The 15912-nt window shown below is 53.1% G+C and carries 11 protein-coding genes; 3 read left to right on the forward strand and 8 right to left on the reverse strand.

Translation table 11 applies throughout. From position 1 onward, the window contains the following. Positions 1–2 precede the first annotated feature (2 nt). From ACX9GT_RS20070 to ACX9GT_RS20105, 8 genes are all read right to left on the reverse strand, one after another. The gene (locus ACX9GT_RS20070) at positions 3–1253 is read right to left on the reverse strand and encodes a beta-ketoacyl-[acyl-carrier-protein] synthase family protein (RefSeq protein ID WP_473188397.1); all 1251 of its coding nucleotides are present in this window, start codon (positions 1251–1253) and stop codon (positions 3–5) included. Continuing rightward, positions 1246–2649 carry an efflux transporter outer membrane subunit gene (locus ACX9GT_RS20075; RefSeq protein WP_473188398.1) on the reverse strand — a complete coding sequence of 468 codons (1404 nt, stop codon included), beginning with the start codon at positions 2647–2649 and terminating at the stop codon, positions 1246–1248. The genes ACX9GT_RS20070 and ACX9GT_RS20075 overlap by 8 nt, the downstream gene beginning before the upstream one ends. Then, positions 2649–4604 carry an ABC transporter permease gene (locus ACX9GT_RS20080; protein ID WP_473188399.1) on the reverse strand — a complete coding sequence of 652 codons (1956 nt, stop codon included), beginning with the start codon at positions 4602–4604 and terminating at the stop codon, positions 2649–2651. Before ACX9GT_RS20080 ends, ACX9GT_RS20075 begins: the two co-directional genes overlap by 1 nt. Then, positions 4597–5766, reverse strand: coding sequence for an efflux RND transporter periplasmic adaptor subunit (locus ACX9GT_RS20085; RefSeq protein WP_473191646.1), 1170 nt, complete (start codon positions 5764–5766; stop codon positions 4597–4599). The genes ACX9GT_RS20080 and ACX9GT_RS20085 overlap by 8 nt, the downstream gene beginning before the upstream one ends. 11 nt (positions 5767–5777) lie before the next feature. Beyond that, positions 5778–7925 (reverse strand): peptidase domain-containing ABC transporter, encoded by a 2148-nt coding sequence (locus tag ACX9GT_RS20090; RefSeq protein ID WP_473188400.1) that lies wholly within the window; start codon positions 7923–7925, stop codon positions 5778–5780. 24 nt (positions 7926–7949) lie between these two features. Next, positions 7950–8897, reverse strand: coding sequence for a lysophospholipid acyltransferase family protein (locus ACX9GT_RS20095; protein ID WP_473188401.1), 948 nt, complete (start codon positions 8895–8897; stop codon positions 7950–7952). Continuing rightward, positions 8897–9577 (reverse strand): DsbA family protein, encoded by a 681-nt coding sequence (locus ACX9GT_RS20100; protein WP_473191647.1) that lies wholly within the window; start codon positions 9575–9577, stop codon positions 8897–8899. The genes ACX9GT_RS20095 and ACX9GT_RS20100 overlap by 1 nt, the downstream gene beginning before the upstream one ends. Positions 9578–9785: 208 nt before the next feature. After that, on the reverse strand, positions 9786–9980 hold the full coding sequence (locus tag ACX9GT_RS20105) for a DUF4762 family protein (protein ID WP_473188402.1): 195 nt from the start codon (positions 9978–9980) through the stop codon (positions 9786–9788). A gap of 1195 nt (positions 9981–11175) precedes the next feature. On the opposite strand from ACX9GT_RS20105, the gene ACX9GT_RS20110 reads away from it, so the two are divergent. The 3 genes from ACX9GT_RS20110 to ACX9GT_RS20120 all read left to right on the forward strand — a co-directional run bounded on the left by ACX9GT_RS20110 (position 11176) and on the right by ACX9GT_RS20120 (position 15864). Further along, positions 11176–12261: an efflux RND transporter periplasmic adaptor subunit gene (locus ACX9GT_RS20110; RefSeq protein ID WP_473188403.1), complete on the forward strand. Its 1086-nt coding sequence runs from the start codon at positions 11176–11178 to the stop codon at positions 12259–12261. Beyond that, the gene (locus tag ACX9GT_RS20115; RefSeq protein ID WP_473188404.1) at positions 12261–15341 is read left to right on the forward strand and encodes an efflux RND transporter permease subunit; all 3081 of its coding nucleotides are present in this window, start codon (positions 12261–12263) and stop codon (positions 15339–15341) included. Before ACX9GT_RS20110 ends, ACX9GT_RS20115 begins: the two co-directional genes overlap by 1 nt. 148 nt (positions 15342–15489) lie before the next feature. Then, entirely contained in the window at positions 15490–15864 is a 375-nt protein-coding gene (locus ACX9GT_RS20120) for a lysozyme inhibitor LprI family protein (protein ID WP_473188405.1), read from the forward strand. Positions 15865–15912 lie beyond the last annotated feature (48 nt).

The following is a 15912-nucleotide window of genomic DNA, read 5'->3' on the forward strand; positions in this document are numbered from 1 at the left end:
GCTCATGCCTGGCCGATCACCAAGGCTGCATTGGCACCGCCAAAACCGAAGCTCAGGTTCAGCGTGTTCTGCAATTTGGCCGGACGGTGCCCTTCACTGATATAATCCAGGTCACATTCCGGATCGGGATTATTCAGGTGGCAGGTAGCAGGCATCAGTTGATGCTTCAATGCCTGTAAGCAAATGATCGATTCAAAACTACCGGCCGCGGCAATCAGGTGCCCAGAGTAAGACTTGGTACTGGAAAGCGGCGTGGAATAGGCCGCTTCACCTAGCGCCAGCTTGATCGCCTCGGTTTCGTTCAGATCGTTGAGCGGCGTTGAAGTGCCATGCGCATTGATGTAATCAATCTCAGAAGCGGCCAAGCCAGCCTGTTTCAACGCAGACTGAATGGTTTTCACTCTGGCAATCTTGTCTTCGGCAGGCGCGGTGAAATCGAAGGCATCGGAATAGTTGCCGTACCCTTTGATCTCACCCAGAATGGTCGCGCCCCGCGCCAATGCGGCTTCACGCTCTTCCAGGCACAGTACGGCCGCGCCCTCGGACAGCACGAAGCCGTTGCGATCAAGGCTGAAGGGGCAGCAGGCTTTTTTGATATCTTCCTGCTCACGCGCCAGCGCACGCAGAATATCGATATTCCAAACGGCGGCATCGGTGCGCAACGACTCACCCGCACCGGCCAACATCATGGAAGCCCGCCCGCTGCGGATCACTTCAAACGCATCCCCAATGGCGATAGTCCCGGTGGCACAGGCGGCGATCGGGGTATTCTGGTAACCACGCAGGCCCCAATAGAGGCTGCAAGCCGCGGTGGCGGCGTTCGGCATGGTCAGGAAACAGCCAAACGGCGATCCCAACCCGGTGCGCAGATAATCTTCATAGTTGCTGTGTGTTTCATCCTGGCCAGCCCAGCCGCTGCCGATAATGGTGCCGCAATCCAGCAAGTCGTAATAATCTGCCGGAGTCGCGCTATCAAACGCCATCTCCATCGCTTCACGCGCCGCACCCAGCACCAAGCGGGCAAAACGCGGCAAACGGCGGCGGATTGCCGCAGGGATCCCTTTCAGGTTAGGCTCGTCGTCAATCAGCCCCATAAAACATGACTGGATCCCGGCGTGGGATTTATCGTAACGACGATAGCCTAGCTGATAATCCATCATGGCTGCCCAACTTTGCTCCGCACTCATCCCCATTGGGGTGACCGCGCCATACCCGGTAACGACCACACGACGTGGCAAAGCATCTTTATTCATGATTTATTCCTTTCCTATCATTGTCTTTTTCCACACCGCCGCCCAATGCCAGCCACAGCGTCATGGTGGAATTGAGATAGTTGTATTGCAGTTGCGACAGGTTGATTTTGCTGGTCAGCAAGGCATCTTCGGCATCCAGCAACGCCTGGAAGGAAACGGCTCCCGCCTCATACTGGCTTTTCGCCAACGTCCAGCGCTGCTCGGCAAGCTGCGCATTCTGTTGCTGATTGGTGCGCTGTTGCTGATAACTCAAACGCTGCGTCATAGCGTTATCCACATCGGACAGGGCGTTGTAGACCTTGCTACGAAACGTGATTGCCGCCTGCTGCACATCCAGCTCCGACTTTTCGATAGTCAGTTGCACCGTATTCCACTGGATAAAGGGCAGCGCAGCGTTCGCCCCCAGCGTTCGGTACGGATTATTGAACCACTGCTGGAAGATGGCGCTGCCCGCACCTAAAGTGGCGCTCAACGACAGCGTCGGGTAGAAACTCAGGCGTTCAACGTCGGAACCGGCCAAGCTGGCACGCAAGCGTGCCTCTGCCCCCTGCACATCCGGGCGACGGGAGATCACTTCCAGCGGTAGAGTTTGCGCAATAGGGACGTTTTGCGTCATATCCAATGATGCCCGTTCAGGCTGGCGATCGGTCGGCGAGCGGTTGAACAGGATCGCCATGGCATTACGTGCTGCCTCCCGCTGTTGCAGCAGGTTCTGATACTGATTTTGGCGATCGAGCAACGATTGCTGCGCCTGTAACAGATCGATCTGCCCGGCACCACCCGCCCCGTAGCGCGACTGGACGATCTCCAGCGTTTGCCTGCCGATCTCCAGGCCCGCTTGCTGATGCACAATCTGCTGATTCAGGTTGGCAATCTGCCAGTAGAGCTGGGCGGTGGTACCAATCAGCGTTAACGCGGTGTTTTGCCGATCCTGCTCCGACGCTTTAACTTGCCATTCAGCCTGTTCACGCGCCCGCGCCAGTTTCCCCCACAGATCCAGCTCATAGCTCAGACCAACCGAAGCCCCGTAAGACTCCACCGGCTCGCGGTTTTCCCGCAGATTCTTGGTGTTGCTGGCGCTGCCATTCACCGCGACATCCGGCGTCAGATTGGTATTGGTCAACCCGGCGGCCAGCCGCGCCTGCCGCAGCTGCAAGCCAGCAATCGCCAGATCGTTGTTGCTGGTCAACACCCGGCCAATCAGCGTCGAGAGTTGCGGATCGTTGAAATTGTCCCACCAGTGATCGGTCTGTTGCAGAAAACCGGAGCCGGTGTCTTGCACCCGCCACTGTTTCGGTACCGACAGCATCGGTTGCTGGTAATCACTTTTCACCAGGGATCCACAGCCGGTCAGTAATAGCGAAATCATCATTGCCAGAGAAATTTTATTCATCATTACTCGCGCGCCAGCGCCTCCGTAGGGTGAAGACGCGCCGCGTTGCGCGCAGGGAAAAAGCCGAACCCTAAGCCAATCAGCGCCGAGAACCCGCAGGCGAGCACGATCGGTGGCCAGGTGAAGATCATGGTGAATTGCTGCGTGACCTGGGCAAAAATCAACCCGGCGATCCCGGAACCAATAATGCCAATCATGCCGCCGAGCGAGCAGATCACCATGGCTTCAATCAGGAACTGACGCATAATGTCAGCCGGACGCGCGCCCACAGAAAGGCGGATACCGATCTCATGAGTCCGTTCGGTAACCGACACCAGCATGATGTTCATCACGCCAACCCCCCCCACCAGCAGCGAAATACCCGCAATGGCGGTAATCAGCAGCGACATCGAATCCGACGCTTTGCGCATCGCCTGCGTCATCTGATCGTTGGTTTGGGTGAAGAAATCACGCTGACCATGAGCCTGCTCCAGCAAGCGCTCCACGTCGATTTGCGCTTCACTCAGCGAGAAACCGTCACGCAAACGCAGGGTGATCGATTCGAGCGGCATGTTGCCAGACATACGTTCCAATAATGAGGTATAGGGCATCCACGCCCCCAGCATCATGCCGCTGAATTTTCCCCCCTTAGGCTCAGCGACGCCGCCAACCCGATAGGGTGCTCCGGCAAGCTGGATAATTTGCCCTTCTGGCTTCTCACCGTTTTCAAACAGCGTTGAACGCAGATCGGGATCGATGATCACCACCGGTTCCCGTTCATCCAGATCGTTTTGGGTAAAGCTGTTACCGGAAAGGAAACGCAGACCACGCACGCGGAAATAGGCATCACTGATACCGGAAAGCGACACATAGACCTCTTTCCCGCCGCGAACGGCAGTGACGGTATTGCTGATCACCGGGGAAACGCTATCGACGTACGGTTGGCGCGCTAACAGCTCAACGTCCGAAAGCTTCAGAGAACGGGCAAAATCAGGGCGGGGTTTATCCCAGCCCAAACCAGGGCGGATCTCCAGCGTACTGGTACCCAACTGGCTGATTTGCTCAAGAATACTTTGCCGGGCACCTTCACCGACGGCCATGGACGATACCACGGAGGAAATACCGATAATGATACCCAGCATAGACAGAAAGGCCCGAACCCGATGCCCAAGCAGCGCACGCCAGGCCATCTTCACCGCCTCTTTGACGCTCTGCCAGAACAGCGCGCGCCCGGTGGCTGCCGCAACCGGCATCGCCGGTTTGTTTTCCAGCGGCGGTACCGCTTCATTGTGCCGGTCGGCGATAATCTCACCGTCGCTGATTTCAATAATGCGCTGCGCCTGACTGGCCACATCGCGATCGTGGGTAACGATGATAATGGTATGGCCTGATTGGTGCAGCGAATGCAGGATCCCCATCAGTTCCTGCCCGCTGGCCTTGTCGAGCGCACCGGTCGGCTCATCGGCCAGAATAATTTCAGCACCGTTCATCAGCGCACGAGCAATACTGACCCGCTGCTGTTGCCCACCCGAAAGCTGCGCCGGTTTGTACTCCATACGCTGCTGCAACCCGAGCCGAGTGAGCAGGTATTCGGCGCGCGTCTGCCGTTCCGTTGACGGCATCGCCGTGTACAGTGCCGGAATAGCGACGTTCTCTGCCGCACTCAGATACGGCATCAGGTGATAACGCTGAAAAATAAATCCGATGTACTGGCTTCTTAATTGCGCCAGTTGTTCACTGCTGGCCAATTGCGTTGAGATGCCTTTAATACGCATCTCACCTTCCGTCGGTTTGTCCAGGCAGCCAATGATGTTCATCAGTGTGGACTTCCCCGAACCAGAAGCCCCCATAATCGCCACCATTTCGCCACGTTGAATGGTAAGCGAAATATTCTTCAACACCGCAACCGTCTGCAACCCGGAGATAAAGTGGCGTGAAATACCGCGCAGCTCAATGAGTGGCGATCTTTGATCAACCATGACCAACGCTCCCGACAGAGTGCTGCGGTAACACCACGCGCTCGCCCTCTTTCAGCCCTTCTTTCACTTCAGCGAACTGGCTGTCGTTGGTCCCTACGTGGATCAAGCGTGACACTTGTCGGTCACCCTCCATCACCTGTACCTGGTAGCGATCTTTCTCCTGCTGTGCCCCCAAAGCGGCAATCGGTACGCGCAAGGCATTCTTCGCCTGTTCGGTGATAATAAATACCTGCGCGGTCATTGAAGTACGCAGTACGCGTTCAGGGTTGGCAATCGCAAAAATACCGTTGTAATAGACCGCTGAAGGCTGCTGATTAGTCGAAGTCGGTAAATTGCTTTCCTGTAGGGCGTCATTCGGCGCTTCCTGAATCGAACCCATTACGCTGTCATAACGCTGTTTGGGATCCGCCACCACGTAAAACCATAAGGGTTGCCCCACGCGCACTTTCAGAATGTCGGTTTCAGAAATACGGGTGTGAACCGTCATGGTATCCACATTGGCCAGTACCAGGATGGTTGGCACGGTCTGTGACGAAACAATGGTTTGCCCTTCTTTAGTGACAATCCCCAGCACTTCACCGTCGATTGGCGCCACGATCCGGGTAAACCCCAGGTTAGCCTTGGCAGTTTCCAGCGCCATCTCAGCCTGCACAATCTGTGCCTCGTTAACCTTTAACTGCGCTACCTGAGTCTGGAACAGCGCCTGCGCCTTTTCCAGATCGCTTTTAACGCCGGATCTGTCACGATCCAGCTTTAGCTGGCGCTTCAGCTCTTGCTGATACTGGCGCAGCGTCGCCTGAGTCACCTGTTTCTGGGCCAGAGCGCTTTGCAGTGCTGCTTCCGAGTTGCGTAATTCGTTCTGTTGTAACCTGGGATCAATTTCTGCCAACAGTTGCCCGCGGGTAACCCGATCGCCCTGTTTCACATACAATTTGGTCAACTGCCCGTTAACCTGTGCACCGACGCTCACCTGCAATGCCGGTTTCAGGATGCCGGTGGCCAACACGGTTTTCTCAATATCGCCATGCGTAACCACAGCAGTATTTAACGTATTGGCCTGTTTCGGCGCGCTGAAATACCAGATTGTTGCGCCAATCAGCGCCGCCAACGCCAGCAAGGAAATCAGCAGCACACGCACTTTTCGTTTATCCAATCTTGCCATGGTCGTTTTCATCAGCACACCGCCGCAGTCAGAGCGGGTTGAGGTTCAAATTCCGCAGAGACGCGCTCCATGCGGCCACTAGACATACGGTAAACTTGGTCGAACATCGGCAATACACTCTCGCTATGCGTAACGGTGATCAGGGTTTTATGGTATTCACGACAGTGCGCCAACAGGGTGGTCATCACCCGATGCGCGGTGTCTTCATCCAGATTGGCGGTGGGTTCATCCAGTACCAGTACCGGGCAATCGCTGTACATCGCACGTGCTAACAGCAGGCGCTGGCGCTGGCCTAATGACAGCCCGGCATGGCTTTCACGGATCAGGGCGTTCAGCCCACCCGGCAGCTTCTCCACCACCGGCGTCAAGTTCAGACCCTTGAGCGAGTGCTCAATACGCCGATGTTTCTGCTCATCAAACTGGTCATCAAACAGCGTGATGTTCTGCAACACCGAGGCATTAAACAGAATATCTTCCTGACTTTGCAGGAAGAACAGAGAGTAGACCTGGCGGTAATCGACCGGCTCGCCGTCCACAAGCACTTCTCCTTGCTGTGGGGCCATCAGGCCAGTCATCACTTTCAGCAGGGTGCTTTTACCTGCCCCCGACTCACCCACAATGGCGATACTTTGGCCGGGTTTCAGCGACAGCGACAGATCCCTCAGCACCGGCTGTTGGGCATCATAGGCAAAAGCAATATTGTGATAGCGCAATTGTGAAGCGAACGTCGGGATCGGAGCAGGAACGGCATCATCTGACTCATTACGCTCAGGCAACGGTGGGAACAGATCGCGCGCGCGGGTATCGATCACGTGGAGCTGGTTCTTCTGCAGGATGGCATAGAAAATTTTGGTGATGTACGAGGTAAAAATCTCACGCACAAAGCTGTAGGCAAAGAACTGACCCAGCGTAATAGTGCCGTTTTTCAGCAGCGGCAACGCCAGGAACATAAAGCACACCATCTCCAGGCTGCCAATCATCTGATACATACTGCTTTTCACCTGCTCATAAATCTTCTGCTGCTGACGGCAGGTAAATAATGACAGGGCATACTTGGCAAACAGGCTCTTGCGCTGGCTATCCAGACCGGCCGATTTGATGGTAGAAAAGCCCTGAATGCTTTCCAGAATGAAGTCACTCTGCTCGGCGGTTTTGACCTGCATCTGCTGGGTGTAGAAACGATCGCGATAAATTGCCCAGACGCTGACCAACCCCATCAGCGTGACGCCAATACCCGACACCATCGCCAACAGCGGGCTCATGTAACACATCACCGCCAGGGCGATCGCGCCGATGATCCAGTCGGTACGCAGGCCGTTATCCAACTCGATTTTGATCCCTGAGGCCATTTGCCAGTTGGCAAAACGGCTGAACACCTCACCCGGCGCACGTTTATCGAAAAAGTTCAGCGAGTTACTCAGTAAGCGCGAGAAACCAGCCACGCTGTTAACCACCACAAAACGTTTGATAAACCGCTCGGTGATCCAGCGCACGGCAAACGCCAGCGTGGTCGACACCACAAACGCCAGCAGGAAGTAGAAATACGGAAAATCGGTTTCCCCCGCCGAGGAGAAGACTTTGTTGATGGCGCTGCTGACCATCGTTGGCATGATAAACAGGGTTAATGAAATCAGAAACGCCAGCACCATCAGCCGGTAAATACCGCGAATGCCTGCGGTTTCTTTCAGGCTCATGCACTCCATTGCGCGAGAGCGCGTGCTGCGTTTCACGTTGGCCAGTGCCTGGGGATCGGCCTGCGTCTCTCCGTCCAACACCAGCGCATAGCCGCTGATTTCCCGCTTTAAAGACTCTATCGGCAACAGTTGCTGACCAATCGCCGGGTTCATGACGCAGACGTAATTCCCTTTACGATAGGCCAGCAGGACATAGTGGCTGGCACCGTAATGCAGAATGGCTGGCAAAGGTAACTCGGCCAGTTCGTCATGCTCAAATGCCACCGGGTAAGCAGGCATCGCCAATTCCGACATAATGGTACACAGCGTGGCCAACGAGGTGCCGTGCTGTGAAGCCGGATAACGCTCGCGCAAGCTCTCCAGCGGTGCACTGATACCCTGCGTCTCGGCCATCATGGCGATACAGGCCAACCCACATTCATTCGTTTCGCCTTGAAAAACCAGCGTCGGGATTATCTTTTCCATGATCTGACTTCTTAAATTTCCAGGTTATTCATTGATAAAAAATAACGAATGTGAGTGCCATAGCAGCCAGTCTTCTGGATGCCGGGTGATTGATGCTTCAATAATATCGGGCAGCTCTGCTTTTAAACGACGCGCAGGCACCGGCGGATAAATATGAATTTTTATTTCTTTGTCATAATACAAATAATAAAAAACCACCTGTGCCGACAGCGCTCTGGCAATGCGAATAACGCCACTGTGCATATTAGCGGGGCGATTAAATAATCTACAATGTAATTTTGCCGTTTCAGCCTCATTGGTATTCACGGTATAGTCCGGCGTGATATCGGGGAAGATAATAATATTACGCTGATGATCCGCCGCTTCCATAATCGCCGACATCAAATTACCGGCAATCGCACGATTATCATCATGGATCGAGCAGTAAGACAGGTTAACCCCTCCCTGCTGCCGTGCTCTTTCATTGTAGATCTCAGCGCTTGCAGAGACGATCACCGTGGCCTGACCAGGATAGGCAGCACCACCGACCATACCAGCCAGCACATCAGAAACCATATGCAACGGCGCCAGCACCACGGGAGACCCCGCCTGATGCAAGGGTTCAACCACCGCGTTAAGTTCGGCTTTACAACGCTCCAACTGAGCCATCACCTGTGAGTTCTGGCCAAAGGTGGCTGCCAGCTCCAGCAGGCGGCGGCGCTGACTGATTTTGACAAAATCGACCTGGCGATCGTCATCAATCAAACACTGTTTATTGGCTGCTGCGACAAAGGCACGGTAACGCTCTCCCCGATTGCTTAAGTTCAGCCAGCGGCCCACGGCCGCCAGCCCAAGTAGCAACCGGTAATCACCATATCGCAGCATCCAACAAATAACCTTACCGTGCGCACGGCGGATTGGCTTGAAACTCCGCGCTATTGTTGTGAGAGAATTTCTCCACGCCAAATAAAACCACACGGCAAATAAACGCATTATTGCTCCAACGGCTTGTCATGCTGCAACAACGACAGCAGGTTATCGATAAACTGAGGGAATTCCCGATCCTGCTGTGCCAACCATTTTTTATTCACAATAAACGTTGGTGTTGCATTGATTTTGTAATACTTGGCAACGTCAGTCATATAATTCAGCAGATCTTTAACTTGCTGCGACTGACTGGCTTTGGTGTAGGCCACCAGATCGATACCGTTATCTTGCAACCAGCGATCGCGATTTTGCGGGTTGCCCAAATCAATTTTATCTTTAATAACGGCTTTATACGCGCTTTCACGGTGCTGTGGTTCAATGCCCATCACGGTCAACGTGGCAAACAACGGTGCCGTATTCGAGAAGACGCCCATCTGATCGCCATTGACGTGCAGACGGATCAGCTTGGAACCTTGCGGCATGCGCGCTTCCAGCTTATCAACATTTTCTTCATTGACTGAGCAATAATGACAAGCATAAGAGAACAATTCGATGATGCTGTTCTCGTCCTTTATTGGACTGTTTTGCACCTCTTGAGCACTAACTGAATGCAAACTGCTCTGATCTGCACTATTATCATGATTCTGATTAAGAATGAAATAATGGAAATAGGCCGTTGTTATCAGAGAAGATATAACAATAACTAAAAGGGTGTAAGCGATAAGATACAGGGGTTTTTTGAACATAAACAAGACGTCCTAAAAAGGCATATCTATTAGCTCTTATAACAGGAGGGACAATCATTGTCTTTTAGCACGCTTGCGCTACTGATAACACCAGCAGCAATCACATCCCTGTCCATTTAAAAGCACAATACTTAAACAGGCTGATGCGAAAATTCCTATCGCATCAGCACTGAATTATATACTAAAATATAGATAACTGATGCTTAACTTATGGAGCCAAGTTGCCACAGTTAGTCAGCGCAGTTGGCGCAGAAGCAGTGCTTACAACTTTACCATTTTTGTCTACGCAAGTGGTTACTGCGTTACAAACAGTTGCAGACGCTTTAACGTACTGAACAGTACAGGTATTGTCACAGCAGCCGCCAACGATTGCATTCGCTTCAAATAAATTAATCTTTTTCACAACATCATCCTTATATAAAAAGTGAAATAAAACCAACCCTAGTATTGCTCATCATTATGATAGAACAAATCTACGCTTGATATAAAGGCACAACAAATATGCCTTTATTAAAGCGTAGGATTGGGGAGGGTTTATTTACATTCCATCTGCATTGACGTCAAGGATAGCGTGACGCCTAAGGCAGATCAATATAATTTTTCTCACAGATAACACCCTATTCATAAACTGTTTAATTATTAATACAGGATGTTTCTCATATTTTCTTAAATAAAAACCATTATATTATTAAAAGACCTTTAATTAGCTAAAATATTGATAAACACTAATACAGGATATTTCTTACAAAGAAAATCTATCAACAGTGATATTTCTAAAATATTAAAGGAAATCTGATAACGTACCCGTCGGCATTTACAGAGGATAGAACCTCCCCTCCTCGCAGCATCGATACCTAGAACTGTAGGGGAAAGCCCACCCGTTAATTGAGTGTATTCAGCCAGCCAAAGCAGCCACATATGCCGGCACCCTCTTCTTATTAAGAAAAATCTCAGCCTGATATCGGTCTCAGCCCTTTCATTGAATGGACAAATCTCAACCCAATCGTGAGGTGTCACACGCTCCTTCCAGATTCATCGCCACATCATAAACTTTCTCACTTCCCGTTAACGCGAGTCTGGACAGCATAAAACGGTAACCTGATGAAGATAATTTCATCTCAATGGTTGCAGGCGCACTAAACTTGTAAAAGCTGCGAGTGATTGAAACTGAAGGAAACGATTGCGGCCTTGAGTGCCACAACGGGGCCATGGAAATAATAGATTTGTACTGTCGCCCTGCGGAGTTATGACCTACGCTCGTAAGAGCAATGTTCAAATTCAGTAGCATACAGAGGAGGATAAAGTCGGTGACGTTGTTGGCTCTGAGTGCAGAAGGAGACGGGAGGGTGGCTGTGTGATCCGCCTATCGTTTAGGTTCCCTGATGATCATTGTGTGGTTGTCCCTTTTTGAAAGTTTAACTTGTTGCCTGTTACCCATCCAAACAGATGCCACGAGTCGTTTATATTCTCGCCATTGCGTGCGTGAATAGAGGGCCGGAGCAGGCCCAGACGAGCGATAAACCACAGCGCAGGCAGCGCCTGTTGGTCAATAAGTTAAATCGTCGCTCCCTTAAAATCTGATCCTAAGAGATTGCATCGTGAATATAAAACTTGTTGCCGTTGTGCTTTTCACACTGTTCCTTTCCGCCTGTGACCGAGGGACGCCTGAAAATAACGAAAACGTGCGTCCGGTCAGCATCTTTGATGTTATTAACAATGCTCAGCAAGGCGAGCGCATTTTCCCCGCCAGGATCGTGGCCGGTGATAGAACCGATCTGGCCTTTAAACGCCCCGGTCAATTGCAACAGTTGCTGGTTCGTGAAGGTGAACGAGTCAGCCAGGGGCAGTTGATTGCTGAACTTAACAGCAATGATGCCCGGTTGCGCCTCAAAGATCGCCAGGCCACCTTCGATTTGGCACAGGCCCAGTTCAACCGTTTCGCCACGCTGAGCGCACGCAATGTCATTCCGCGTGCCGAGCTCGACGTACAACGTGCCGCTCGCGACTCCGCCCGGGCAGCGCTGAAGCTCGCGCAGGAAGAACTGAGCGACATGCAAATCCGCGCGCCATTTGCAGGGATCATCGCTGCGGTTAATGCACGTAACTATCAGGTGATCCCGGCAGGTCAACCTATCGCCACCTTGAACGCGTTGGATTCACTGGATGTTATCTTCAGCATTCCTGAAAACCTGTTTACCATCATTGATGCGGATAATGCGAAGTACCAACCTAAAGTCATCCTGAATAATTTACCAGGCCGTGAATTCGCCGCTCAGTATAAAGAACACACCACTAGCACCACGTCAGGATCATTGACCTACCAAATGACGCTGACCATGGCTCGCCCGCAAGATCTGCCTCTGCTTTCCGGCATGAGCGGCAGTGTAAAAATAAACCTCGGTAACCTGGCGAACGCGGCGCAAAGCAGCAATGTAGTGGTGCCCGTAGAAGCGGTATTTAACCCGGATAATACCCCGCGTAATCAGCCACACGTGTGGGTGGTGAAAGAAAAGGATGGGAAACTCTTTGTTGAATCCCGCCAGGTTGCAACCGGGCAATTAACCGCCAATGGTATTCAGATCGTTTCCGGTCTGGCCGATGGCGAACGGATCGTAGCAGCCGGTACTCGTGAGTTGCGCCCAAATCAAGAAGTGCGCGCCTGGGTTCGTGAGCGAGGTCTGTAATGAAACTGACAGAGAACTTCATCAACAACGGCACCCGTATCTGGCTGGCGATCCTGCTGCTGGGTATTGGCGGTGTGATTGCTTTTCTGAATATTGGCAGGCTGGAGGATCCGGCTTTTACCATTAAAACGGCGGTGGTGGTCACCCGCTACGAAGGTGCCTCTGCTCAGCAGGTTGAAGAGGAAGTCACCCTGCCGCTGGAAAACGCCATCCAGCAACTGCCCTATATCGACAACGTAACCTCCATCTCCAGCGTGGGGCTATCGCAGATCACCGTCAATATTCGCGCTGAATATGGTGCGGCAGAGCTGCCACAAATCTGGGATGTGCTGCGCCGTCGTATCAATGATGCCACCGTACGTTTGCCACCGGGCTCCAGCCCACCGATCGTCAATGATGATTTCGGTGACGTATATGGCTTCTTCTTCTCGCTGCATGGGGCCGGTTACAGCAATCAGGAACTGCGCAACTTTGCCGAACTGCTGCGCCGTGAACTGGTGGTGGTTCCCGGCGTCGGTAAGGTCGGGATTGTCGGTATCGTGCCGGAAGAAGTTCAAATCGAAATCTCCCGCGCTCAGATGACCGCCGCCAATATTATCCCGCAGCGGCTATTCGATCTGTTGAGCCGGCAGAACGTGGTGTCCAACGCCGGGGATCTGCTGGTTGGCAGCGAGTCGATCAGGCTGCATCCGACCGGAGAGTTCTCCAACGTGCAGGAATTGGGCAACCTGCTGATCAGCGAACCGGGCAGCGCCAAGAGCGTGTACCTGCGGGATATCGCAACGATCACCCAGGGTTTTACCCATTCGCCTAACAATATTTACCGCGCCAACGGCCAGCCTGCGCTGTCTATCGGCGTCTCTTTTACGCCGAACGTCAACGTGATCGTGGTGGGGGAAGCGGTCAAAGCCCGTTTAGCCCAGTTGCAAGCCGAACGCCCGGCGGGGATGGATATCAGCGTCTTCTACGATCAGTCCCATGAGGTAGAAGGGGCGGTAAACGGTTTTATCATGAACTTCCTGCTGGCCCTGTTGATCGTGGTCGGCACCCTGCTGATTTTCATGGGGGTGCGCAGCGGTTTGGTAATTGCCGCTTCGTTGGCGTTGAACGTACTGGGCACGCTGTTGATCATGAAGCTGTTCAGCATTGAACTGCAACGGGTGTCACTCGGGGCATTGGTGATCGCCCTGAGCATGCTGGTGGATAACGCCATCGTGATTGTCGAAGGCGTGCTGGTGGGGCGGCAACAGCGCGAAAGCACCCTGCAAGCCATCAGCAATGTGGTGAAACGCACCATGTTCCCGCTGCTGGGGGCCACCATTATTGCCATTCTGGCGTTTGCACCGATCGGGTTGTCTAACGACGCGACCGGGGAATACTGTAAGTCGCTGTTCCAGGTGCTGCTGATCTCGCTGATGCTGAGTTGGTTTACCGCGCTGACGCTGACGCCAGTGTTCACCAAATGGGCGTTTGAAAAACAGAAAATCGCCGAGCCGAAAGAGGGCGAGTCGGCCAAAAGCCCTTACGATGGCTGGCTGTTCCGCGTCTACCGCAACCTGCTGAGCAAACTGCTGAGCCAGCGTGCCGTTACCCTGGCAGTGCTGGCGGCACTGATGGTGGCTTCGGTGGTCGGCTTTGGCAGCGTACGCCAGAGCTTCTTCCCGCCCTCCAACACGCCGATCTTCTTTGTCGATATCTGGCTGCCGTATGGCACCGATATCGCCTATACCGAGAAGATCGCCGCCCAGATCGAACAGCATATCAAGGAGCAGCCGACCGTCAGCGATACCATGGTCACCGTTGGCCAGGGCGCAATGCGCTTTATGCTCACCTATAACGCACAGCGGCAATACTCCAACTATGCGCAGGTGATGGTGCGGGCCAAACAGCTGAACCAGATCCCCGGCATGATCGGCCAAATCGAAACCTATGTGCGCGAGAACTACCCGCAGGTCAATGCACAGGCCAAACGCATCATGTTCGGCCCTTCCAACAACAGCTCGATCGAAGCGCGCTTTATTGGGCCGGATCCGAACGTGTTGCGTACGCTCGCGGCCAAAGCAGAGAAAGTCGCCAGCTCAGATCCGAATGCCGATGGCGTGATGCACGACTGGCAGGAGCGCAGCAAGGTGATTCGTCCGCAGTTCTCTGATTATCTTGGCCGCGAACTGGGGGTAGATAAACGCGAAATCGACAGCGCATTGCGTATGAGCTTTGGCGGCGTCACGGTAGGGCTTTACCGCGATGGAACCCGGCTGATGCCCATTGTGCTGAGAACGCCAGATTCTGAACGGCTGAATGCCGAACGGCTGAACGACGTGATGATCTGGAGCCAGGCACGGCAGGCGTTTATTCCTATCGATAACGTGGTCAGCGGCTTTAAAACCGAATGGGAAGATCCGTTAATCATGCGCTTGGATCGCAAGCGTACCCTGACGGTGCAGGCCGATCCAAGCACCCAGAGCGGCGAAACCTCTGCTGAATTGCTACAACGCATCAAGCCGGGTATTGAGGCCATCACTTTGCCACGCGGTTATGAACTGCAATGGGGCGGCGACTATGAAAGCACCAAAGAGGCACAGGCCGGGCTGTTCACCAGCCTGCCGGTTGCCTTTGTGATCATGTTCATTATCACCGTGCTGATGTTCAGTTCGCTGAAAAACGCCGTGGCGATTTGGCTGACGATCCCACTGGCGCTGATCGGGGTCACGCTGGGCTTTCTGCTCACCGGTATTCCGTTTGGCTTTATGGCGCTGATCGGCCTGCTGAGCTTGAGCGGTATGTTGATCCGTAACGGGATTGTGCTGGTGGAGGAGATCGGCCTGCAACGCCAGGAGAAACCGATGCTGGAAGCGATTATCGATGCCTCAACCTCGCGTTTGCGCCCGATCCTGCTGACCGCCTTTACCACCGTGCTGGGCCTGGCACCGCTGCTTAGCGACGCCTTCTTCCAAAGCATGGCGGTGGTCATCATGTTCGGCCTAGGCTTTGCGACAGTGCTGACGCTATTGGTGCTGCCGGTCATCTACAGCTGTATGAACTCCGACAAAAACAAGGTAGCGGCTGAAGCCGAAGCCTGATTGCCCTTCCCCTTACCCAGCCCTCTTTAGCAGTAAAGAGGGCTTTTTTATGTGAACCACTATTCACTGATAATTTTTCAAGCTATTCCAATGCACAGCATTGGTTTACTGTGTGCGCGGATTAAGACAAAACAAGGAGAAGTGCAACGTGATTAAACAAACGATTCTGGGATGTTCACTGCTGTTAGTCTCCGCCGCCGCGCTGGCGGGCGGCTGCGATAACCCACGTAATGCTTATGACAGAACCTACTGTGCGTCACTGGAAATGGTTCAGTTGGATCAGGAACTGAATGTGGAATACAAGAAAGTGATGGGTTTGCTGAATCCGCAGCAAAAACAGACGTTAAAACAATCGCAGGTCCAGTGGCTGCAAAACCGGGATAACGAATGCAGCGACGGCGCGCGTCTATTCCTCGATTGCTCAAACAAAACCATGCAGAGCCGGATTAATTTCCTGAAAAGCGTGGAGCGTGAGTGCAAGAGCACCGGTTGTGACAGTAATAAACTGGCTCAGCAGCAGTAATCCGGCCTAATTGAGCTAAAGGGATAATGCCCCAAGCCGAACTCTTAA

The sequence above is a fragment of the Serratia sp. YWN4 genome (assembly GCF_055790845.1).